Below are 21479 nucleotides of genomic sequence, written 5' to 3'. Positions count from 1 at the left end.
CTTGAATCGCCCCTGGTTTCCTAGACACTCTCCAAGCTCAGGAAATAGCGTTTCTCATACTCTACTGGAGACAGCTGCATAGCACTGCTGTGTCGACGTTTTGGGTTATAGAACATCTCGATGTAATCGAAAATATCACTCCGGGCTTCGTCACGTGTCGCGTAGGTCTTTCGTCGAACCCGTTCCCGCTTCAAAAGCTGGAAAAAGCTCTCGGCTACGGCATTGTCGTGGCAGTTTCCCCGTCGGCTCATGCTGCTGACCACATTGTTGGCCTTAAGGAAGCTTTGCCAATCTGAGCTACTGAACTGACTGCCTTGGTCTGAGTGAATCATCACTTGCTGCTGTGGCTTGCGTCGCCAAACGGCCATCAGCATCGCGTCGATAGCAAGGTCGCTGCACATCCTTGGCTTCATTGACCAACCAATTACTTGGCGTGAGAAGAGATCCAGCACTACCGCCAGATAAAGCCATCCTTCATAGGTGCGGATGTAAGTGATATCTGTCACCCAGACCTTGTTCGGCTCGCTGACCTTGAACTGCCGGGCAAGGTGGTTGGGCGAGGCCACGGTTGGTTTTCCGCCATAAAACCCAGGACGACGGCGATAACCCGTTTGCGAACGCAACCCCTCTGCTTGCATCAAACGACCGACTCGATTTCGCCCGCATGTCTCTCCCAGCTCACGCAGGTCACCATGAATTTTGCGATAGCCGTACACACCTCCGCTTTCGAGCCAAGCATGTTTGATCAAACCAAGCAGACGATGATCTTCTTTTGCTCGGGCAGATTGAGGCTCCGCCAACCAAGCGTAGTAGCCGCTGGGATGCACCTTGAGGGTTTGGCAAAGGCGCCGCACCGGGTAATCCGTCGAGTGCTTCTTGATGAAGGCGTACTTCAGCCGCACTCCTTGGCAAAGTACGCGGCGGCCTTCTTTAAGATGTCTCGCTCTTCCGTCACGCGCTTGAGTTCAGCGCGCAGCTTGCGCAGTTCGGCCTGCTGATCATTGTCTTGCTGACGCTGCTCTTGGGGCTTGCTGTAGACCTTGATCCAGGCGTAAAGGCTGTGCACGGACATGCCCAGGCGCTGGGCAACCTCAGCGACAGGCTTGCCTTTCTCGGTCACTTGCTTGACCGCTTCGATCTTGAATTCTTCAGGGTAACGCTGACGACTCATGGCACCTCCTATTTGGGCCTCATTATGAGGCTTGGAGGTGTCTACGAAACCAGGGGCGATTCAGGTGGGCCCATCGCAGTGGCTGTCGAGCTAGCTAAAGGACCGATTGTCTCAGCCTTGCTGAAGTACGACTTTCTTGTGCTTTTCCCCATCAATCCGTCGACGCTTGCCAGGTATCGTTTGGCATTCAAACCTAGTCGTGCCAAGGACGATCCCTCCGATGCAGAGTTGGCACTCGATATGCTGCTTCGCCACCCGGAGCAGTTCACCGCACTCAAGCCACAGAGCGTGGCAATGAGATCGCTACTGAGCCTGATTGAACAGCGCCGAGATTTGATCAACGACAAAACGCGCTTCACCAACCGACTGTGTAGCACCCTTAAGCAGTATTACCCGCAAGCACTGGAATGGTTTGAGCAGCGAGACACTCTGTTATTCTGCGATTTCCTAGCTCGCTGGCCGACACTTCTGTCAGCCAAACGGGCACGCAAAACCACGCTTGAGGCGTTCTTTTACTCACACAACGGACGCCGAGCCGCATTGATACAGACGCGTGTGGCATCGATCCGTGCAGCCTCTGCGCTCACCGATGATGCCGGTATCATTGAGCCATGCCGTTTGCATGTCCTCGCGCTGGTTGAGCAACTGCGTACCGTTCTGATGGTGATTGATCGGTTCGATACGGAAATTGAGCGGGTAGCTTCTGCGCTACCTGACTACGCGTTGTTTCAAAGCTTGCCAGGCGCAGGCCAGCATCTAGCACCACGCCTACTTGCAGCTTTTGGAGAACAACGTGAACGCTTCCATGGCGCAGACGAGCTACAAAAGTATTCCGGTATAGCCCCGGTCACAGAGCGCAGTGGAAAGAAAAGCTGGGTGCACTGGCGATGGCAGTGTCCAACGTTTCTTCGCCAAACCTTCGTTGAGTGGGCAGGTCAGACCATCAACAAGTCCTTCTGGGCTGGAGCCTATTACCGGCAGCAGCGTGCCAAAGGAAGCAGTTACCAGGCTGCTGTACGCGCACTTGCGTTCAAGTGGATTCGGATTTTGTACAGGTGCTGGCAAACCAGGACGCCTTACGATGAAACCACCTACTTGAATGCGCTGAGGAAGCGCGGCTCACCGCTTCTCAAGACCCTCAATTTGGGTTGACTGACTTCCTCAGGGCGTGATTTAGGCCGTCCAGGCAGGAAAGCATGGACGGCGTTCCCTACCGGGAGCCGGCGTCGTACTCCTCCAGCGGCTTTGGCACTCCCTCGCCGGGGTACAAGGCAGCCAGCGCAGTATCGAAGGGCAACCACTGGTGCAGCAGCAGGATCAGCTACCTCCAGAAATGATCTATGCCATGACGCTACACCACAACAATAATCGACACGCTTACAGGAGCATTGATTGGCGTCACAGCTGTTCAAGGAGATGTTGTCTAGGCTGGACAATACGGCAGCGGCCGATATTTCCCACCCAGCTTGGGAGTTGATCATGACGGAGCCCATCGCCATGGTACAGATCTGGCAATACCTTTTTGGCGGACTAAAGGCGGTATTGCACTGATCATGCTGGCCATATTTGGCCTGTTTTATGTGGCTCGTGCACTATGGCCACCTGTCACAGGCACTACAGTTATTTAATTTTGTTGCTCTGTCCGCTGACGCAACTCTTCGGGCACAACCATGGCGGGTATTCTCACCAGAAGGGTGAAAACTCGTCCAAACCGGACAACAAAGGGAACTACTTCATGCACACCGAATCGTGCCAGCATGACCATGACCACTCGCACCCGCATGAGCAACCGGATGGTAGTCAGCGCGATTTGGTATGCGGTATGACGGTGCCACCGGATAGTCGCTACTTCGAGCTATACGAGGGAAAGACATACCGCTTCTGCAGTGAAAAGTGCCTGACGAAATTCCGCGCAGCGCCTGTGCATTATCTTAGCCCCCCCCAGGACCAAGAACACGCGGGCCATCTCCACTCGGCTGCCCCGCAGCCAAGCAACGCGGCGGACGCCGAATACACTTGCCCGATGCATCCCCAAATCCGCCAGCGTGGGCCGGGCAGTTGCCCAATCTGTGGCATGGCCCTAGAGCCGGTAATACCGGAGCTTGAGGAAGACGAGAACCCGGAACTCAAGGACTTCTCCCGCCGCTTCTGGTGGACCTTGCCCCTGACGGTCATCGTGACCGTGTTGGCCATGACTGCCCACCAACTCCAATTGCTGCATGGGGCCACACAGAATTGGGTGGAGTTGATTCTGGCCACTCCCGTGACACTATGGGCGGGCTGGCCGTTTTTCGTGCGTGGGGTCGCATCGATTCGTAATCGCAGCCCGAATATGTGGACCCTGATAGGTTTGGGAACGGCTGCGGCGTACCTATACAGCGTTGCGGCCACAGTGTTCCCGCAGGTTTTCCCGACGACTTTCATGCAGGATGGCCGCATCGGCGTCTACTTCGAAGCGGCTGCAGTCATCATCTCATTAACGTTGCTCGGCCAAATGCTCGAGCTCAAGGCGCGCTCACAAACCTCCGCCGCCATCAAGTCGCTCCTGGGCCTTGCCCCCAAGACGGCCCGTCGCATCGGGACCGATGGTCAGGAGGAAGATATTCCGCTCACCCACGTGCATACGGGCGACCACCTGCGCGTTCGCCCTGGCGAGAAGGTGCCGGTCGACGGGGTGGTCCTGGAGGGCGAAAGTGCTATCGATGAATCCATGCTGACAGGCGAGCCCGTGCCAGTGATGAAGAAAGCTGGGGATGCACTCATCGGTGCCACGCTGAATACCCACGGCAGCCTTGTGATGGCGGCGCAGAAGGTCGGCGCCGAGACAGTGCTCTCGCAAATCGTGCAGATGGTCGCGCGGGCTCAGCGCTCGAAAGCCCCGATGCAGCGGATGGCGGACACCGTGGCCGGCTATTTCGTCATGGGGGTGATTCTGGTCGCGCTGGTCACCCTCTTCGGCTGGGGGCTTTTCGGACCGGAGCCTGGCTGGGTCTTCGGCCTTATTAATGCGGTAGCGGTTTTGATCATTGCCTGCCCCTGCGCGCTCGGCCTAGCCACTCCCATGTCGATCATGGTCGCTACCGGGAAGGCTGCCAGCAGTGGCGTGCTCTTCCGAGACGCCAGTGCTATCGAGAACCTCTGCAAGATCGACACGCTAATCGTCGACAAGACCGGGACCCTCACCGAAGGCCGGCCAGTATTTCATAGCGTGGTCGGTACCGGGCAGTTCATGCCACCCGAAGTCTTGCGCCTTGCCGCCAGCCTGGACCAAGGCAGCGAGCACCCGCTGGCACATGCGATTGTCGATCATGCGCGAGCGCATGGACACAGCTTGTCCAAGCCAGAGGCGTTTGAGTCGGGCTCTGGGATCGGTGTACGTGGCCAGGTGGACGGCAAACGGCTGCAGCTTGGCAACACGACCTTGATGGAAGAGGCTGGCCTCGACACCAGTCCGTTGCGAGACCGCGCCGAGCAGCTGCGTCTGGAAGGCATGAGCATCATGTACCTGGCCGTCGATGGTGTGCTCGCTGGCCTGCTGGCGGTGTCCGATCCGGTCAAACCCACCTCCAAGGAGGCGGTAACCCGGCTACAGGCAGAAGATGTGAAGGTCATCATGGCCACCGGCGACGGCCTGACTACGGCACGTGCGGTCGCGAAACAACTCGGCATTGAGGAAGTCCACGGAGAAGTGAAACCCGAGGACAAGGAGCAACTGGTGGCGCTCCTGCAGGGCGATAAGCGCCGGGTTGCCATGGCAGGAGATGGGATCAACGATGCCCCCGCGCTGGCCCGGGCTGATGTCGGGATCGCCATGGGAACCGGCACCGATGTTGCCATGAACAGCGCCCAGTTGACGCTGGTCAAGGGCGACCTGATGGGTATCCTGCGGGCCCGAACACTATCCGTGGCCACGGTGAAGAACATGCGTCAAAACCTGGGCTTCGCATTCTTCTACAACGCTATGGGCATACCGCTGGCGGCCGGCTTGTTCTACCCCCTTACTGGCCATCTATTGTCACCGATGATTGCCGCATTGGCCATGAGCGTAAGTTCGGCTTCCGTGGTATTCAACGCACTGCGGTTGAAGCGCGTAGTCACAGACTGAGATGGGCACACCGCAACCTATGAGAGGAAGTTCCGCCATCAGCGTTTCAACGCCTGATCCATATGACTGACTGTCTGGGGCTGTTGGCCTTAGCGGGTATGTCCGCCAGTTCGGCGCCAATCTGGTCCTGATGGGGGACCTCGGGGCAACAGCGACGTCCGCCATCGCCTGCCAGGATCGTAAGGGACAACTGAAGATGCAGCAGGGTCCGTCGCCAGAGGAGTTGGACGAGATTTTAGGGCGAAGATAAATCCCTCGGCCGGGCCTTGACCTTGTCATCGTGTCAAGGTTGAAGCTGTAAATGCGGCGAGAGAAGCCGTACCAGCATGAGAGGCCCGCTATGTTCGTTTTGGAAGTTTCCGGTATGGGATGTGGCAGTTGTGTCAACAAGATCACCAAGGCCATCCAGGCTGCCGATGGCGACGCGAAGGTGATCGTTGATCGTGCTGCCGGTACAGTGAGTGTCCAAAGCAACATCGAGGCGGAACGCGTCGGTGCACTGGTCCAGGCGCTTGGTTACCCAACCAAAGTCAGTCGCTAAGTCTCCTTGCCGCTCAGATGGCAAGCCGCCGTGCCATGTTTCATGGCGCGGTTTCTTCATATACGGCCTGATGTCGACTGACTCCGGGTCGAGATAGCCAGCGATACTCCCCAAAAAGTGGACGGCCTTCGATCACTCCGCACCGAGTCAAGCCGTGGACGTTGACGCTGATCAAGAAAATGCTTCGCGATTGGTGTTTATCTTGAGTGAATGCATAGGTCAGCCTGGCTCACATACCCCGGCCCCTCGTTGGAGCTCATTCACCATGATGACTGCCAAGCGGTTTAGTTCTATGGCCTTGGGGATATCCCTGCTCATCCCTCTGGGGCTGGTCATGGCAAACCCTACGGGTAACGTCTACACGGCCAATGAACGGTCCGCTTCCATTAGCCAGGTAAATCTTGCGACAGGTGATGTGAGCACGGTCGCCTTGCCGATCGCACCCCACAACCTACAGGTTTCGCCCGACGGCAGCTTGCTTCTGGTTGTTGGAGTGGCTGGACATGCGGGGCATTCGAGTGGTGAAAAGCCCGGTGGGCAGTTGCTGGTGTTCAGTACCAGCGCGCTGGACAGGCCACCGTTCAGCTTCTCGGCAGGCGATCACCCGGCTCATGTGGTCACCGACGTCACCGGGCTGCGAGCTTTCGTGACCGATTCCGCTGCCAACCGGGTACGAATATTTGACCTTGAGCAGCGAATCGAGTTGCCCGGTATTCCAACTGGGCGTTATCCCCATGGGCTGCGCTTGAGCCCTGATGGCCGGACGCTCTATATCGCGAACATGAAGAGCGACAGCGTATCGCTTATCGACGTCGTCACACTCAAAGAAACCGCGCAGATTCCCGTAGGTAAAGGCCCTGTCCAGGTCGGCTTTGCCCCCGACGGTCGCCTGGCATTCGTCTCGCTCAGTGCGACAAATCAGCTTGGCATCATCGACACGGCCAGACGCAAGGTGATCGGCAAGGTTGATGTCGGCCGCACGCCAATCCAGATGATGGCCACCGTTGACGGTCGCCAGGTCTATGTCGCGAACCAGGGCAGCGGCCAGAATCCGGACGACCGAGTCTCCGTCGTAGATATCCAGACGCGTAGCAGCCTGGGCACCGTGACCACCGGCAAGGGTGCCCATGGTGTGGCCATCAGCAGCGACGGCGCTTATGTGTTTGTCAGCAATATTGAAGCGGGCACCGTATCTGTCATCGATACGAGCAGCCGTAAGGTCGTTGCTACCCATAAGGTTGGCGCCGGGCCAAACGGGATCAGCTTCGAGCCGCCGAGAGCCCAATAGCCGTCGATGTGCAACCCGAGCACGAGACGAAAAATGAGCATTTACGCCGGCGCAGTCATTTGTTTGTCGTGCCAGGTGAGGCTTGGCGCCAAGACCTAGGCATCCGGCTTTATAACAGTGTTAAGGAGATGATGATGTCCAACGTTCGCAATTTACTGATCGGACTTTGTTTGGGTGCAGCGTCCGTGGGCGCGATGGCGCAAAACACCGATGAACACTCGGCACATCACCCGGCCGATGCGCCAGGCGCGGCGGCCACTGTGAATACGCCTTCTCAGCCAATGGACAAAGGGCAAATGGCGGCGATGGACCAGCAAATGAAGGCCATGCAAGCCATGCACGAAAAGATGACTGCAGCCAAAACGCCGGAAGCCCGTCAGGCGTTGATGGCCGAGCATATGGCGCTGATGAAAAATGGCATGGCCATGATGAAGTCCATGGAGGGTGGCATGCCGGGAATGGGGGGTATGCATGGCGGCATGGGCGGGGATATGGCCGCCCGCCACCAGATGATGGAGAAGCGCATGGACATGATGGAGTCGATGATGCAGATGATGATGGACCGCATGCCATCTGCAGCATCGAAGTAACCCACCTCCTTTCCCTGGAGTCGCTATGAACCCTCACTTCGATGAACACGGCTCTCCGCCCAGTTTCTGGCGTTCACGCTACGCAATCGGCCTGGTGGTAATCGGTGGGATCGCCGTTTACTTCCTGCTCACCGAGCACCTTGCCCATGTCGTTGGAGCCCTGCCTTATCTGTTGTTGCTCGCCTGTCCGCTGATGCATGTCTTCATGCATCGAGGACATGGGGGACACCATCACCAGGGCCAGAGCAAACCGGCCCCCTCCGATAAGGCTGATATCCATAAGCCGGGAGATCCATCATGAATCATGGTGAAAGCGCGTATGGCCTCTGGTCGCTGGTTTTCATCAACTCCGCGATCTTCATCATGTTTGCCTTCAGTTTCTTCAAGCCGGCAACGGCGAGAGACTGGAGGAGCTTCGGTGCATTCTCGGCGTTCATCGTTGCCCTGTTTGTGGAAATGTATGGCTTCCCCCTGACGATCTATCTGTTGTCAGGCTGGTTGCAGGCCAGGTTCCCCAACCTCGATCTGCTTTCCCACGAATCCGGCCATCTGTGGTCGACGTTGCTCGGTGACCAGGGCAACCCACACTTCAGTGTTTTGCACATTGCCAGCTACCTATTCCTGGGTTTCGGCTTCTATTTGCTTTCTGCCGCCTGGAACGTGCTATATCACGCGCAACGCCGCCATTCACTTGCAACGGTCGGGCCCTATGGCTGGATCAGACATCCGCAGTACGTGGCATTTGTGCTGATTCTTCTGGGTTTTCTCCTTCAGTGGCCGACGCTGCTGACGCTTGCAATGTTCCCGGTGTTGCTGGTGATGTACGGGCGTTTGGCGGTTTCCGAAGAGCGGGAAATGCACAAGCAGTTTGGCGCTGCCTACGAAGCTTATACCCGCGTTACGCCTAGGTTCATTCCGCGCATGCGCGAAAGGTTGGGTGGGGGTCATAGAGGCTGAAGCGTAGGACGAAGGAGCTACTATGCCAGGAGGGTTTCAGCGGCAGTGGTTCTAGCGGGAGTAAGGTATCCAAAGTCTGTTTGCTTGGATGAAACCCTGAATTGTCGCGGATTTTCTTGTCGACAAGCTCGGTGGCATCCTTGTTGGCGTTCGGATAACTCAGACAGTTGGATGACTTTGCGATGCCCTGTCCGCTTTCGACGCAGGCTGTGTGAAAACGCAAGTAAGTACGTCGAGTAGCGAAAGAAGCTGGGGCAGCTCGTAAATTCGCAGCTGCAAGTGGAGATCTACCTCAGTCGGGCACCAGCCGCAGCCTGTGCTATCAGGGCCGCGGCAACAGGCGAAGCGGAATGAATTCGAAATAGCCCTGGTCGACGATATTGATTTGTCAGTAGCCTATTACGACAAGGTCACGCTTTTGGATGACCCAAGGGTCAGTAGGCGACACTTTGCACGCAACCTAGTCTGGCGATCGGCGAGCAGGCGTCATTCTCTAGCTCTCCGCGATATCTCGCTGCATGTACTTTTCGGCTACATCGTTAATGACTACGACATCCTCGTAGCTGCGGACACGATGACGAATGGTGGCAATTTTAACTGGCACCGTCAGGCCTCGCGAGCGATTGAAATAGGTCTTCACGTTTACGTCTACGACCCCGCGACGCAAGCGTTTCGGCCAATTCCGACACAGCACGTGCTCAATGATGTACAGGATCAGGCATGGTCGGGCGCCAATCAGGATGCCTTGCGAGCTGTTATCTCGATTTCTCCTCTAGTCAGTCGCCTGCAAGAAGAAAAACTTGGGGTGACGATCTTTTCTCGCTGCTGCTCGCCGCCTTAGGCGGAACTGCCACATCGCTTCAGCGCCGTGTCAGTACTTCAGAAATGGCTCCAGCGGCCGGGGTTACCATGATCTGAATCGCCCCGACTTCCTAGATGCTTCCAAGCTTTTCCAGTTGCTAGGAGGCGTCAGGAGGTCATGGGCGAATCAAGCGTTGGCAGACAGGATAATGTTAGGCGAATTACTGTTTGCGAATATCAACAATCGTTGCCGTGCTGCCATCCATCCGGAAATCAAACGCTACGTTGTCTCCCACCTTCAATCCATCGAGCTGTTGCGCAGAGGCTTTGAAGGCCATGGTCATGGCCGGCCATTTCAACGCAGCAACCGGTCCATGCATCAGGGTCACTGTGCCGCCTTGGGCGTCAATTGCCTTTACCGTCCCTTCTGCATGAGCGGAAGGTGCTGATTGGGTTTCCTTCATATCCATTCCATCCATGCTCATCCCGGCCATGGAGTCTTGGGCTTGCGCGCCTGATGCGAAGGCAAAGAGCAGTGCAATGCTGAGGTAGAGCTTTTTCATCGGATGTCTCCTGGTGTGGAATTATGAGGTACTACAAGATCGCGGCGTCGGACCAGCCAATACGCTGCGGGAATCACGAAGAGAGAGAGCAACGGTGCGGTCAGCATTCCCCCAACCATCGGTACGGCGATGCGGCTCATCACTTCGCTGCCGGTTCCGTTGCTCCAAAGAATGGGTAGCAAGCCTGCAACGATAACTGCCACCGTCATCGCCTTCGGTCGGATGCGTTGCACCGCGCCCTCGCGAATTGCCTCCAGTAGCGCATCCTGCGTGCGCTCGCTGTTGGCTTGCCGCTCAGCCCAAGCGTTGTTCAGGTAGATCAGCATGATCACGCCGAACTCCGCCGCGACCCCGGCCAAGGCAATGAAGCCAACGCCGGTGGCCACCGACAGGTTGAAACCCATCAGGTACAGCAACCACACACCGCCGGTGAGGGCGAAAGGCAGGGTGCCCATGATCAGCAGTGCCTCGCCCATGCGGCCAAAGGTCAGGTAGAGCAGGACGAAGATGATCGCCAGGGTCGCCGGCACCACCCAGGCCAGTCGTGCATTGGCACGTTCCAGGTACTCGAACTGCCCTGAATAGCTCAGGCTCATGCCAGGATTAAGCTTCACTTCGCGGTCAACTGCCCGACGGAGGTCAGCGACCACAGACGACAGATCACGACCGCGTACGTCGATGTATACCCAGCCAGAAGGACGGGCATTTTCGCTCTTGAGCATTGGCGGGCCTTCGGCAATTCGCACATGGGCCACGGTGCCGAGGGTGATCTGGCCCCCTTGTGCGGTGTAGATCGGGAGCTGCCGCAGGGAGTCGACTGAATCGCGCCATTCACGGGGATAGCGCACGCTGATCGGGTAGCGCGCCAGGCCCTCTACCGTCTCACCGATGGTCTCTCCACCAATGGCGCCGGCGACAATGGCTTGCACGTCGGCAATGTTCAGGCCGTATCGGGCTGCAGCCTGGCGGTCGATATCGAGATCGACGTAACGCCCGCCGGTCAAACGCTCGGCCAGTGACGAGGTCACGCCAGGTACAGACTTCGCTACCCGTTCGATGGCCAGGGTCGTGCGATCGATCTGCGTCAGGTCGCTGCCGGCCACCTTCACGCCAATCGGGCTCTTGATACCGGTGGCGAGCATGTCGATTCGGTTGCGGATCGGCGGAATCCAGATGTTGGTCAGGCCCGGTACGCGTACGGTACGGTCGAGTTCCTCGACCAGTTTCTCGCTGGTCATTCCAAGCCGCCACTGATCCTTGGGCTTGAGCCGCACGATGGTCTCGAACATCTCCAACGGTGCCGGGTCGGTGGCTGACTCTGCGCGACCGGCCTTGCCGAACACACTGGCGACCTCCGGCACCGTGCGGATCAGTCGATCGGTGCGCTGTAGCAACTCCGAGGCCTTTTGCGCCGACAGGCCAGGTAGGGCCGAGGGCATGTACAGCAGGTCACCTTCGTCCAGCGGCGGCAAGAATTCCCCACCCAGGTGGCTCAATGGCCACAGGCTGCTGAGCAAGATTGCTAATGCGCCTAGTAGCGTCATCCACGGCCGGCGCAGCACTACCTCCAACGCTGGGCGGTACACGCGAATCAGCCCGCGGTTGAGTGGGTTGCGCTCCTCGGCAGGCAATGGTCCACGGATCCAGTAGCCCATCAGCACCGGTACCAATGTCACTGCCAGCCCCGCCGCTGCCGCCATGGCATAGGTCTTGGTGAACGCCAAGGGTGCGAACAGCCGTCCCTCTTGGGCCTGCAAGGTGAACACCGGCACGAACGACAGAGTGATGATCATCAGGCTGAAGAACAGCGCCGGGCCGACCTCCACCGCCGCATCTGTCATGACCCGCCAGTGCTCGGCACCACGCAGAACCTGCCCAGGATAACGGGCGTGCCAAGCTTCAACCCGTTTATGCGCGTTCTCGATCATCACCACAGCGGCATCGACCATTGCGCCAATGGCGATGGCGATGCCGCCCAGAGACATGATGTTGGCGTTGATGCCCTGGTGCCGCATGATGATGAGCGCGATCAGTACTCCCACCGGCAATGACACGATTGCAACCAGCGACGAGCGCAGGTGCCACAGGAAGGCGGCACACACCAGTGCGACCACAGAACTCCTCGATCAGCTTGTGACTGAGGTTGTCCACGGCGCGGTCGATCAATTGGCTGCGATCATAGGTAGTCACCAGCTCGACGCCGGCGGGCAGGCTCTTCTTCAGTGTTTCGAGTTTATCCTTCACATGGGTGATGGCTTCCCGGGCATTCTTGCCACTGCGCAGGATCACCACACCACCCACGGCTTCGCCTTCGCCGTCCAGCTCTCCGATACCCCGTCGGGCTTCCGGTCCGAGCTGTACTCTGGCAACGTCGCCCAGCATCACCGGTGCACCGTTGGCAGCCAGGCGCAGGGGGATGGCGCGAAAGTCGTCCAGTGTCTTCAGGTAGCCCGAGGCCCGCACCATGAACTCCGCCTCGCCCTGTTCCAGCACGCCACCGCCTGTTTCCTGATTGGCCTTACCGATGGCGTTTGCGACCTCGCCCTGGGTGATGCCGAGGCTGGCCATGCGCAGCGGGTCGAGTACCACCTGGTATTGCTTAACCATGCCGCCAATGCTTGCCACTTCGGCGACGTCCGGCACGGTCTTGAGCTCAAAGCGCAGGAACCAATCCTGCAGGCTCCGCAGTTGTGCCAGATCATGCCTACCACTGCGGTCGACCAACGCGTACTGGTAGATCCAACCAACGCCTGTGGCGTCCGGCCCGAGTGCTGGCTTGGCCGTTGCGGGTAGGCGTGACTGAACCTGGCTGAGGTACTCCAACACGCGGGAGCGCGCCCAGTACAGATCCGTGCCATCTTCGAAAATCACATAAACGAAGCTGTCGCCGAAGGCGGAAAAGCCCCGCACGGTCTTGGCTCCCGGCACCGATAGCATGGTGGTGGTCAGCGGGTAGGTGACCTGGTTTTCGACGATCTGAGGTGCTTGTCCTGGGTAGGAGGTGCGGATGATCACTTGGGCGTCTGACAAATCCGGCAGGGCATCGATCGGCAGGCTGCGCAGCGAAAATATCCCCCAGGCCATCAGGAACAAGGTGGCGAGCAGAACCAGCATGCGATTGCTCACTGACCAACGAATCAGTTTTTCGATCATGGCTGGTCCTCCAGCGCATTGATCTGTTCGATGATCATGCCGTCGTCGCGCTCCCGGATACCAAAGCGGATACGTTCACCCACCTTGAGACCGTTAACCAGGGCAGGATCAGCGACGGGAAAGGTCATGGTCATCCCAGGCATTCCCAAGGTGACGAATGGCCCGTGGTCGATGGTCAGCTGGGTGCCTTCGATTTGTACGACACGGCCATCCGCTTGGTGCAGTTCGGGTTCAGGTGCTTGCGAGGCAGGCGGTGAATCCGATGCTGTGGTGGCCTCAATACCCTTGAGGCTTGCTTCGGAGTCGATCAGGAATTGCCCGGATGCCACGACTTTCTGCCCGGCCTGCAGGCCTTTCAAGATTGCGACCTGGCCGCCGTTCTCCTGGCCTAGCACCACCTCTATTGGGCGGAAACGGCCTTGGTCTTCGGCGACCATCACCAGGTCACGTTTGCCGGTGCGGATTACGGCCTCGGCGGGCAGCAACAGGCTGTCATCGGCGTTCTCACCTGGGCGCAGCGAAACCTGTGCCGTCATGCCCGGCCTTAGCCGGCCGTCTTTGTTGGGCAGCTCAATACGCAGGCGCAAGGTACGGCTTTGCAGGTCTGCATCCGCGAGTAGAGCGGTCAGTTTGCCTTGCACGGTCTCGCCGGGATACGCCGGCAAGTGGGCCTCTACCGCTTGCCCCTCATGCAGTCCACTTGCCTGAGCTTCCGGCACGGCGGCTTCGAGCCACACACTCGCTATACCATTGATGCGCGCAAGGGTTGCGCCAGGAGCCACTGTCATCCCTGGACGCAGGTCCAGCGCTTGGATTACCCCGGCACTCGGTGCGACCAGCGTCACCTGGTTCTGCACCTTGCCACTGCGGGCGACCCGGTCGACCAGTTCAGCTGGCATGCCGGCCAACAGCAGGCGTTGGCGCGCTGCGGATAGCAACTGCGCATCGCCCAGGTGGCGTAGCGTGAGATACTCTTCCTGCAGCCCAGCCCATTCCGGTGCCAGTACATCTGCCAGAGGCGCACCCTTGGTCACCACATCGCCCGTGGCACGGTTGTAGGTGCGCTCGACGAAGCCTGCAGTGCGTGCCTGAAGCACACTGAAGTCCCGCTCATCGAAGGCCAGCACACCGCTGACTTGCAGGGAGCGCTGCAGCCGGCCACGGCTCACCGTCGCCAGGCGCACTCCAAGGTTCTGCTGAACGCCTTGGCTGATTTGTACCGCAGGTTGCGCGGGGTTTCCGCCTTCCTCGGGATATTTCGCTACCAGTTGCATGTCCATGAATGGCGACTTACCGGGCGCTGGGAAGTGCTGCTGCGGGTACATGGGGTCGTACCAATACAACGGCTTCTGCTGGGCTATTGCGGCGGGTGCTTGTGCAGGTTGGGTCGGATGTCCCAGCCAGTAGCCTGTCCCGACGCCAATGACCAGGGCGAGTGCCGTGATCAAACCGATAGACCTGTTGTTCATGCACGCACCTCGCCATATACGAAGTGCAGGCGGGCGGCGGTCGCCGCTAGCTGGCCTTGCAGGTCGATATCCTGTAATCGTGCCTCGACGCGTTGGCGTCGCGCTGTGAGCACCTCCTCTAGCGCCGACTTGCCTGCTCGGTAGTCGGCCAAGGCCAAGCTGACCCGTTGTTCAGCCAGCGGAAGCAAAGTATCGCGGCTGCGCGTCACTGCCCGTTGTAGGCGTTGGTATTCCGCCAGGTCAGCTTCGAGTTGCGCGGTGTGCTCACGCAGTGCCGCTTCCTGTTCGTCCTCCAGCTGACGCACCTGGGCCCGGCGAGCAGCGATCATCGGGTCTTGCCGCGAGCCGCTGAACAGCGGCAATTGAAAACTGACCTGGACACTGACCATGTTGCTGAATTCGGGCCCGCGGCGTTGGTAGTCGACCTGCCAGCCCCAATCCGACTTTTTCTCGGCGATGGCCTGCTGCACCTGGGCTTGCGCTTCACGGGTCATGGCCCCGTAGGCGGCCAGCTCCGGATGGGCGTGCAGGGTGTGCAGATAGTCAGGTGCGCGTACCGGCCACTGCGGAAATGCCGGCGCTTGCGCATCGGCGTCCTGTCCGATCCAGCGTTTAAGTGCGGCGCGGGCCTGGGTGGCCTGGGTCAGCAGTTGGTCCTTCTGCTCTTCCAGTTGCGCGGCCTCCTGGCCGGGGGCCAGGGCATCGGCGGAAGCGCCGCCCCCAGCGGCCAGGCGCGCACGCACCGCCGCTGCCAGCAGGCGGTTTTCGTTGAACAGCATGTCGAACTGCTGCAGTTTGCGTTGCAGGGTGTACGCAGTAATCCAGGCTTGTGCCGTGGCGGCGCGCACTTTCAAGCGCTCAAACAGTGCTTCGGCATCCGCCCGCTCGACTGTGGCCTGAGCGGTTTCGACCCGCGCTTTGCGTTTGTCGCGATTGGGCACCTCCTGAGAAAGGCCGACCACCTGCATGGTCATAAAGTCTCGGTTGGTACTCCATCGATCACTGCCGTCCACTGGCAGGTTCTGCACGCCGAGATTGAGTCGTGGATCGGGCAATTCACCCGCTGGCACAACTGAGTGACGCGCCGCGGACGCCTGTTCCTGGCGTGCTTGAAGCGAAGGTGCGTTGCGCTCGGCGAGTTGCAGCGCATCGTCCAGAGTGAGCGAATTCGCCTGCACCGATAGCGCCGGCAGCAGGAGTACCAAGGCGGCAGCAAGCATCCGCCCTGGATGGGAACATTGGGGAGTCATGAAGATGATTCCTCGAAAAAACCGGCGCACAGGCGCATGTCATCGTTCAGCCCCCGAGGCAGAACAATGGTGTGAGTTTTACGAAGGAATCAGGCGCGAGGAGGACGCCAGTGATCGGGGGGCGCCCTGGTAAGAAGGCTTTGCCCGTAGGTATCGACGGGACGTGGCGTGGAGAAGGTGAGCGCGGGCTCGACCATGCTGACCTGCAGTGTGCTTGCAGTTCTACATTCCTGACCGACTTTGCAGGCTTTGGAAGAGTGTTGGTTGGGCTTTCCGTTGTCTTGATCCTGGCAACAATCGTGGTCCATGCCTGCCATCATATCCATCCCCTGAGACTGCATCGGGCATGGTTCTATGGGTGAGTCGATTCCCGCCATCCCATGGAGAGGAAGCGCGACCACGAGCATCAACATGGTTAGCAGTCGTAGGAATCGAATCATGATGGTCGAGTGTAGGCCAAAGCGATTACCGCAGCATTAATGCCGCGTGCGATTGTGAGCTGTTCGGTGGGCGGCAGGAAAAACGAAATTGAATGCTGTAACCCCTTCGGCCGAGGTGCACCAGACTTTTCCATCATGTGCTTTGACGATGGAGCGGGTAATGGCCAGACCAAGCCCAGCATTGCTAGGTCCCCCCTCTCGCCTTGCCGGGTCGGCCCGGTAGAAGCGATCAAAAATCTTGTTGATGTGTTGTGGGTCAATGGTGGCCCCGCCGTTTTTGATCGTGAGGGTTACCTTGTCTGCGGCTTGCTGAATTTCTACCGAGATCTCGCTTCCGTCCGGCGTGTATCGAACGGCATTCGAGAGAATATTGGATACAGCCCGATCGATCATGAGCCTGTCTCCGGAGATAGTACCTTTCCCTTGAAGCGTGAGTCGTATGCCTCGATCGTCCGCCAGCAACTGGTAGTACTCAAATAACTTGGAAACGAGGTCATGAAGCTGGATGTCAACCTGCTCAGGGATGATGAGGCCGTTGTCTGACTTGGCGAGGAAGAGCATGTCATCGATCATGCGTGACATTCGCTTCAGATCTTCCAGGTTTGAATACAGGTTTTCTTCATACGCGTCGACGTCGCGCTTCCGGGTCAGCACCACCTCGGTGTGCGTTAACAGGTTACTGACAGGTGTTCGCAGCTCATGCGCGATATCAGCTGAGAAATTGGATAGACGAACGAAGGCATCCTCCAGGCGTGCAAGCATCCCGTTGAAGGACAAGATCAGTTTTTGCAGTTCGAGTGGTACAGGCTCCAGAGGGATGCGCTCTTGAAGTGACCTGGCAGATATGGACGTAGCAACCTTCGTGATCTGTTCGACGGGGCGTAGACCACTTTTCGCGACCAGCCAGCCTATACCAGCACTGACCAACGCACTGATAACCAAACCAATCGCAAACCATCGTTGCAGCGTCTCAAAGAAGTGCGCATGGCTGGTGATGTCCAGCATCAGCATGACGGTGCCGGGAGCTGGTTGGCCCTGGATCTCAACGTCAGTGGTGATACCACGGAAATTATGGGACTCGTCCTGCCACTCCCACATTCCTTCCTTGTCAGCGCGCTTATAGTTATCTGGAATGTGTACTGCTTTGAGGTCTGAAAATAGTACCTCACCCTGTGAGGTCAGAATCTCCGCCGTCAGATCCTGATGAGCACCCAGCAATGCACGTAGTTGTGGTCTCAACTCTTCCATTCCTGTTCCAGGTGCCTGGATTGACAGGATGTGTCTCGTTGACTCCAGCTTTTCGGACAGCGCTTGTTCATCGAGCATGCGGAAGTGATGCTGGCTCAGCATGTTGAAGCTGATGCCTGCGACCACAAGAACGGCGATGACCGCGAACATGATCATCAGCGTCAGGCGCTTGACGAGTGAGGAACGGGTCAAAATCACTCCGGTGCATCCATCATGTAGCCCATTCCCCGAGCTGTGTGAATCAGCTTAGGGGCAAAGTCATCATCGATCTTTGCCCGTAGCCGTCGTATCGCAACCTCGATCACATTGGTGTCGCTGTCGAAGTTCATGTCCCACACCTGGGACGCAATCAGAGATTTGGGGAGCACCTCACCGCGCCGGCGCATCAAAAGCTCCAGAAGTGAAAACTCTTTAGCGGTCAGGTCGATTCGCTTGCCACTTCGAGTAGCTCTTCGCTTGAGGAGATCTACCTCAAGATCCGCCATTTTCATGGTGGTCTGGGCTGCTGTGCTGGTGCCTCGGCGTAGCAAGGTCCGCACCCGAGCCAGTAGCTCTGAGAAAGCGAAGGGCTTGATCAGGTAGTCATCGGCTCCCAGCTCAAGGCCTTTCACTCGATCATCTACCCCATCCCTGGCAGTCAGAAACAATACCGGGACGTCTTTGCCGGCTGCGCGGACCATTCGCAAGACTTCCCATCCTTCTAGCCCCGGCATCATCACGTCAAGTATCAGCAGGTCATAGCTTTCGCTGAGTGCATGTTGAAGGGCATCGGTACCCGTGAGGACCCGGTCAACAGTGAATCCCGCCTCTGCAAGGCCCTGTTGTAAATAAGTACCGGTTTTCGGTTCATCCTCGGCTACGAGTAGTTTCATGTGCTCAGCTTCCAAAGGTGTACACATCCAGTGTGCAGCAAAAAAAGGAGCTAACCAGAAGCTGACGTAAAAGTAATGTTGGTATCAGCCAGCTGTCAGGGCCTGCCGTCTACGGTCATTGAAGACGGGCATTGCAGTCACGCCTGCCGTTATCGGTAGCAATGGTTTCAACCCCCTGATGGAGAGAGTCCCATGAAATCGATCAGACTTTTGCTTGTGGCTACATCGATGCTGCTGTCGTCGGCCGTTTTTGCTGAAGGTGGAAGCGATCGGGCATTAGAGCGGATACAGCAGCTTCGCGACAAAGCCGAAGCGGTTCTGGTGAAGGCGGAAAAAGCTGAACCCAGCCAGCGACATGTGCATATGAAGGAGCACATGACCATGCTCCAGGACCTGATGGGCCAATTGCACCAAGATCACCCCAAAACCGGTATGTCGAAAGAAGATCACCTGGCGTGGATGGAGAAACACGACAAGATGGTTGATGACGTACTCGGTCAGATGATTCGTGAACACAAGTTGATGATGGCGGACAAGGAGTGTCATCCATAGCCCAGGATTCGTGGCCGTTCCCCCTCAGCTCCTTTGGCCTATCGGCGCCCACACGGCGCCGTTTTTTTGTGGGCCGCATGAAGCTGACGGAACTGTAATGCCGAGCTCAGCTTTCTGAAAGCGCAGCCTGGCTAATGTGACCCTAAGCCTGAACCCCATGGGCCGCCCAGTAATCCGCCGAGGAACAACAGATGAACTCGATCAAAGCACTCGTAATGGTTATCACTTTTGGAATGGCTGGCCTTGCTCTGGCTGAAGGTGGTGGTGACCGGACCTTTGCGAAGATGGAGGCAGCCCGCCAAACCGCCACGGATGCATATCAGCTTGCACAGCAGAAGACGGACCCAGCGCCGGCGGCAAGCCAGAGCCATAAACACGGGCAGCATGAGAACTGCTGATCCGAGCTTACAGAAATGTAATCACTCGGGAATCTTTTATGTGGCAGTTTCAAATCGCTTTCTCCCACTGTGACTTGCGCTTTCGAGCAAGTCCCTAAGACTTGTGGGATCCCCAAGGAAGCCGGGCCTGCGATCGAGCGGCCCGGATATCAGCGAATTATCTGACTGACTGGACACTACGGCATGCAAAGCAAAACCACGAGACGATCTTTCGTCAAAGGCCTGGCCGCTACTGGATTACTGGGTGGACTGGGCATGTGGCGCGCGCCGGTCTGGGCTGTGACCAGCCCTGGCCAACCGAATGTTCTGACAGGCACCGATTTTGATCTCTACATCGGTGAGTTGCCGGTCAACATTACCGGCACTGTACGTACAGCGATGGCAATCAACGGCTCCATTCCCGGGCCCATCCTGCGCTGGCGCGAGGGCGATACCGTCACGCTGCGTGTGCGCAACCGCTTGCAACAGGACACCTCCATCCACTGGCACGGCATCATCCTGCCGGCGAACATGGACGGCGTGCCGGGCCTGAGCTTCCATGGCATCGCCCCCGACGGCATGTATGAGTACAGGTTCAAGGTCCAGCAGAACGGCACCTACTGGTACCACAGCCACTCCGGTTTCCAGGAGCAGGTCGGGGTGTATGGTGCCCTGGTCATCGATGCGAAAGAACCTGAGCCGTTCACCTATGACCGGGACTACGTGGTCATGCTCAGCGACTGGACGGATGAAGACCCTGCACGGGTGCTGTCCAAGCTCAAGAAGCAGTCCGACTACTACAACTACCACAAGCGCACGGTGGGCGATTTCGTCAACGATGTGAGCGAAATGGGCTGGTCCGCCGCGGTAGCCGACCGCAAGATGTGGGCCGAGATGAAAATGAGCCCCACCGATCTCGCTGATGTGAGCGGCTACACCTACACCTACCTGATGAACGGCCAGGCCCCGGACGGTAACTGGACGGGCGTGTTCAAGCCGGGCGAGAAAATCCGCCTGCGCTTCATCAATGGCTCGGCCATGACGTATTTCGATGTGCGAATTCCCGGCCTGAAGATGACGGTTGTCGCGGCGGATGGGCAGCATGTCAAACCCGTTGCGGTCGACGAGTTCCGCATCGCCGTTGCCGAAACCTACGACGTCATTGTTGAGCCGGAAGACGAGCAGGCTTACACCATTTTTGCTCAATCCATGGATCGCACAGGCTACTCCAGAGGCACTTTAGCCGTTCGCGAAGGTATGCAAGCTGCAGTTCCGGCAGTTGATCCGCGCCCTCTCATCTCAATGAGTGATATGGGTATGGATCACGGCAGCATGGCCGGCATGGATCACAGCAAAATGGCTGGGATGGACCACGGCAACATGGCCGGTATGGACCACAGCAAAATGGCTGGGATGGACCATGGCAGCATGGCCGGCATGGATCACAGCAAAATGGCTGAGATGGACCACGGCGGCATGGCCGGCATGGACCACAGCAAGATGGCTGGGATGGACCAAGGCGGCATGGCCGATATGGACCACAGCAGCATGGAAGGTATGGGTGGCGCCATGCAGTCTCACCCAGCCTCAGAGACTAACAACCCCTTGGTCGACATGCAGACTATGAGTCCAACGCCTAAGTTGGACGATCCGGGAATCGGCTTGCGCAACAATGGACGTCGTGTCCTGACCTATGCGGATCTGCGAAGCACGTTCATTGATCCAGATGGACGTGAACCAGGGCGCACCATCGAGCTGCATCTCACAGGCCATATGGAGAAGTTCGCCTGGTCATTTGACGGCGTCAAATTTTCCGATGCTGAACCCCTACGCCTCAAATATGGCGAGCGTCTGCGAATCACTTTGGTCAACGACACCATGATGACTCACCCCATCCACCTCCACGGAATGTGGAGCGATCTGGAGGATGAGGACGGTAATTTCATGGTTCGAAAGCACACCATCGACATGCCTCCAGGCTCAAAACGAAGCTACCGAGTTACCGCGGATGCTTTGGGCCGTTGGGCCTACCACTGCCACCTACTGTTCCATATGGAAATGGGCATGTTCCGAGAAGTCCGCGTGGACGAATGAACTGGAGA

The 21479-nt window shown here is 58.0% G+C and carries 17 protein-coding genes and 4 pseudogenes; 12 read left to right on the top strand and 9 right to left on the bottom strand.

From position 1 onward, the window contains the following. Positions 1-20 precede the first annotated feature (20 nt). Positions 21-1171 (bottom strand): IS3 family transposase gene (locus tag KDB76_RS28765; RefSeq protein WP_085982912.1). Its coding sequence is split into 2 segments (ribosomal slippage): positions 21-928 and positions 928-1171, totalling 1152 coding nucleotides; the frame shifts between segments, so codons are not numbered across the junction. A gap of 117 nt (positions 1172-1288) precedes the next feature. Between KDB76_RS28765 and KDB76_RS28760 the strand changes: the two genes are divergently transcribed. Next, positions 1289-2323 (top strand): IS110 family transposase, encoded by a 1035-nt coding sequence (locus KDB76_RS28760; RefSeq protein ID WP_019752850.1) that lies wholly within the window; start codon positions 1289-1291, stop codon positions 2321-2323. Positions 2324-2393: 70 nt separating this feature from the next. Here KDB76_RS28760 and KDB76_RS30005 read toward each other — a convergent pair. Next, a pseudogene (locus tag KDB76_RS30005) lies at positions 2394-2516 on the bottom strand (helix-turn-helix transcriptional regulator); the annotation flags it as partial. 208 nt (positions 2517-2724) lie between these two features. On the opposite strand from KDB76_RS30005, the pseudogene KDB76_RS30000 reads away from it, so the two are divergent. The 7 genes and pseudogenes from KDB76_RS30000 to KDB76_RS28730 form a co-directional block, all read left to right on the top strand. After that, positions 2725-2858 (top strand): annotated as a pseudogene (locus tag KDB76_RS30000) (DUF2933 domain-containing protein); the annotation flags it as partial. 48 nt (positions 2859-2906) lie between these two features. Next, positions 2907-5276, top strand: a complete 2370-nt coding sequence (locus KDB76_RS28755) for a heavy metal translocating P-type ATPase (protein WP_024087932.1) — start codon at positions 2907-2909, stop codon at positions 5274-5276. Between the two features lie 340 nt (positions 5277-5616). Continuing rightward, positions 5617-5817: a heavy-metal-associated domain-containing protein gene (locus KDB76_RS28750; protein ID WP_004575963.1), complete on the top strand. Its 201-nt coding sequence runs from the start codon at positions 5617-5619 to the stop codon at positions 5815-5817. A 265-nt stretch (positions 5818-6082) separates the two neighbouring features. Continuing rightward, entirely contained in the window at positions 6083-7105 is a 1023-nt protein-coding gene (locus KDB76_RS28745) for a cytochrome D1 domain-containing protein (RefSeq protein ID WP_019752847.1), read from the top strand. 134 nt (positions 7106-7239) lie between these two features. Beyond that, a complete protein-coding gene (locus tag KDB76_RS28740) occupies positions 7240-7695 on the top strand; it encodes a hypothetical protein (protein ID WP_019752846.1) in 456 nt (151 codons plus the stop codon). A 25-nt stretch (positions 7696-7720) separates the two neighbouring features. After that, the gene (locus KDB76_RS28735; protein WP_010955870.1) at positions 7721-7996 is read left to right on the top strand and encodes a DUF2933 domain-containing protein; all 276 of its coding nucleotides are present in this window, start codon (positions 7721-7723) and stop codon (positions 7994-7996) included. Further along, positions 7993-8652, top strand: coding sequence for an isoprenylcysteine carboxylmethyltransferase family protein (locus KDB76_RS28730; protein ID WP_019752844.1), 660 nt, complete (start codon positions 7993-7995; stop codon positions 8650-8652). The genes KDB76_RS28735 and KDB76_RS28730 overlap by 4 nt, the downstream gene beginning before the upstream one ends. On the opposite strand, the pseudogene KDB76_RS29995 reads toward KDB76_RS28730, so the two are convergent. Next, a pseudogene (locus tag KDB76_RS29995) lies at positions 8606-8842 on the bottom strand (hypothetical protein); the annotation flags it as partial. The gene KDB76_RS28730 and the pseudogene KDB76_RS29995 overlap by 47 nt on opposite strands. Before the next feature lie 195 nt (positions 8843-9037). Here KDB76_RS29995 and KDB76_RS28725 point away from each other — a divergent pair. After that, on the top strand, positions 9038-9493 hold the full coding sequence (locus KDB76_RS28725) for a hypothetical protein (protein WP_144084450.1): 456 nt from the start codon (positions 9038-9040) through the stop codon (positions 9491-9493). Positions 9494-9674: 181 nt separating this feature from the next. Here the strand turns inward: KDB76_RS28725 and KDB76_RS28720 are convergent, their stop codons facing one another. The 6 genes and pseudogenes from KDB76_RS28720 to KDB76_RS28695 form a co-directional block, all read right to left on the bottom strand. Then, positions 9675-10016 carry a copper-binding protein gene (locus tag KDB76_RS28720; RefSeq protein ID WP_019752842.1) on the bottom strand — a complete coding sequence of 114 codons (342 nt, stop codon included), beginning with the start codon at positions 10014-10016 and terminating at the stop codon, positions 9675-9677. Then, positions 10013-13169: pseudogene (locus KDB76_RS28715) on the bottom strand (efflux RND transporter permease subunit). The gene KDB76_RS28720 and the pseudogene KDB76_RS28715 overlap by 4 nt, the downstream one beginning before the upstream one ends. Next, positions 13166-14638, bottom strand: a complete 1473-nt coding sequence (locus tag KDB76_RS28710) for an efflux RND transporter periplasmic adaptor subunit (RefSeq protein WP_019752840.1) — start codon at positions 14636-14638, stop codon at positions 13166-13168. The pseudogene KDB76_RS28715 and the gene KDB76_RS28710 overlap by 4 nt, the downstream one beginning before the upstream one ends. Next, complete coding sequence (locus KDB76_RS28705) at positions 14635-15888, bottom strand: TolC family protein (protein ID WP_024087931.1); 1254 nt, start codon at positions 15886-15888, stop codon at positions 14635-14637. Before KDB76_RS28705 ends, KDB76_RS28710 begins: the two co-directional genes overlap by 4 nt. 476 nt (positions 15889-16364) lie before the next feature. Continuing rightward, positions 16365-17771: a heavy metal sensor histidine kinase gene (locus KDB76_RS28700; RefSeq protein WP_110096817.1), complete on the bottom strand. Its 1407-nt coding sequence runs from the start codon at positions 17769-17771 to the stop codon at positions 16365-16367. After that, on the bottom strand, positions 17771-18448 hold the full coding sequence (locus KDB76_RS28695; RefSeq protein WP_019752836.1) for a heavy metal response regulator transcription factor: 678 nt from the start codon (positions 18446-18448) through the stop codon (positions 17771-17773). Before KDB76_RS28695 ends, KDB76_RS28700 begins: the two co-directional genes overlap by 1 nt. Positions 18449-18640: 192 nt before the next feature. On the opposite strand from KDB76_RS28695, the gene KDB76_RS28690 reads away from it, so the two are divergent. The 3 genes from KDB76_RS28690 (at position 18641) to KDB76_RS28680 (ending at position 21471) form a co-directional block, all read left to right on the top strand. Next, entirely contained in the window at positions 18641-19000 is a 360-nt protein-coding gene (locus KDB76_RS28690; protein WP_010955862.1) for a co-regulatory protein PtrA N-terminal domain-containing protein, read from the top strand. 191 nt (positions 19001-19191) lie between these two features. Next, complete coding sequence (locus tag KDB76_RS28685; RefSeq protein WP_019752835.1) at positions 19192-19398, top strand: co-regulatory protein PtrA N-terminal domain-containing protein; 207 nt, start codon at positions 19192-19194, stop codon at positions 19396-19398. 183 nt (positions 19399-19581) lie between these two features. Next, a complete protein-coding gene (locus KDB76_RS28680; RefSeq protein ID WP_024087929.1) occupies positions 19582-21471 on the top strand; it encodes a copper resistance system multicopper oxidase in 1890 nt (629 codons plus the stop codon). The last annotated feature ends 8 nt before the right edge of the window (positions 21472-21479 follow it).

This window comes from Pseudomonas sp. JS425, from assembly GCF_018223845.1.
In the GTDB taxonomy this organism is placed as follows: Bacteria; Pseudomonadota; Gammaproteobacteria; order Pseudomonadales; family Pseudomonadaceae; genus Aquipseudomonas; species Aquipseudomonas asiatica.
Note: the sequence above shows the minus strand (reverse complement) of the source record. Positions and strands in the feature narration are given on the sequence as shown.

Coding starts and splice junctions, on each gene's coding strand:
- KDB76_RS28755 (WP_024087932.1), top strand. CDS start 2,907: ATGCACACCGAATCGTGCCAGCATGACCATGACCACTCGCACCCGCAT.
- KDB76_RS28750 (WP_004575963.1), top strand. CDS start 5,617: ATGTTCGTTTTGGAAGTTTCCGGTATGGGATGTGGCAGTTGTGTCAAC.
- KDB76_RS28745 (WP_019752847.1), top strand. CDS start 6,083: ATGATGACTGCCAAGCGGTTTAGTTCTATGGCCTTGGGGATATCCCTG.
- KDB76_RS28740 (WP_019752846.1), top strand. CDS start 7,240: ATGTCCAACGTTCGCAATTTACTGATCGGACTTTGTTTGGGTGCAGCG.
- KDB76_RS28735 (WP_010955870.1), top strand. CDS start 7,721: ATGAACCCTCACTTCGATGAACACGGCTCTCCGCCCAGTTTCTGGCGT.
- KDB76_RS28730 (WP_019752844.1), top strand. CDS start 7,993: ATGAATCATGGTGAAAGCGCGTATGGCCTCTGGTCGCTGGTTTTCATC.
- KDB76_RS28720 (WP_019752842.1), bottom strand. CDS start 10,016: ATGAAAAAGCTCTACCTCAGCATTGCACTGCTCTTTGCCTTCGCATCA.
- KDB76_RS28710 (WP_019752840.1), bottom strand. CDS start 14,638: ATGAACAACAGGTCTATCGGTTTGATCACGGCACTCGCCCTGGTCATT.
- KDB76_RS28705 (WP_024087931.1), bottom strand. CDS start 15,888: ATGACTCCCCAATGTTCCCATCCAGGGCGGATGCTTGCTGCCGCCTTG.
- KDB76_RS28695 (WP_019752836.1), bottom strand. CDS start 18,448: ATGAAACTACTCGTAGCCGAGGATGAACCGAAAACCGGTACTTATTTA.
- KDB76_RS28690 (WP_010955862.1), top strand. CDS start 18,641: ATGAAATCGATCAGACTTTTGCTTGTGGCTACATCGATGCTGCTGTCG.
- KDB76_RS28685 (WP_019752835.1), top strand. CDS start 19,192: ATGAACTCGATCAAAGCACTCGTAATGGTTATCACTTTTGGAATGGCT.
- KDB76_RS28680 (WP_024087929.1), top strand. CDS start 19,582: ATGCAAAGCAAAACCACGAGACGATCTTTCGTCAAAGGCCTGGCCGCT.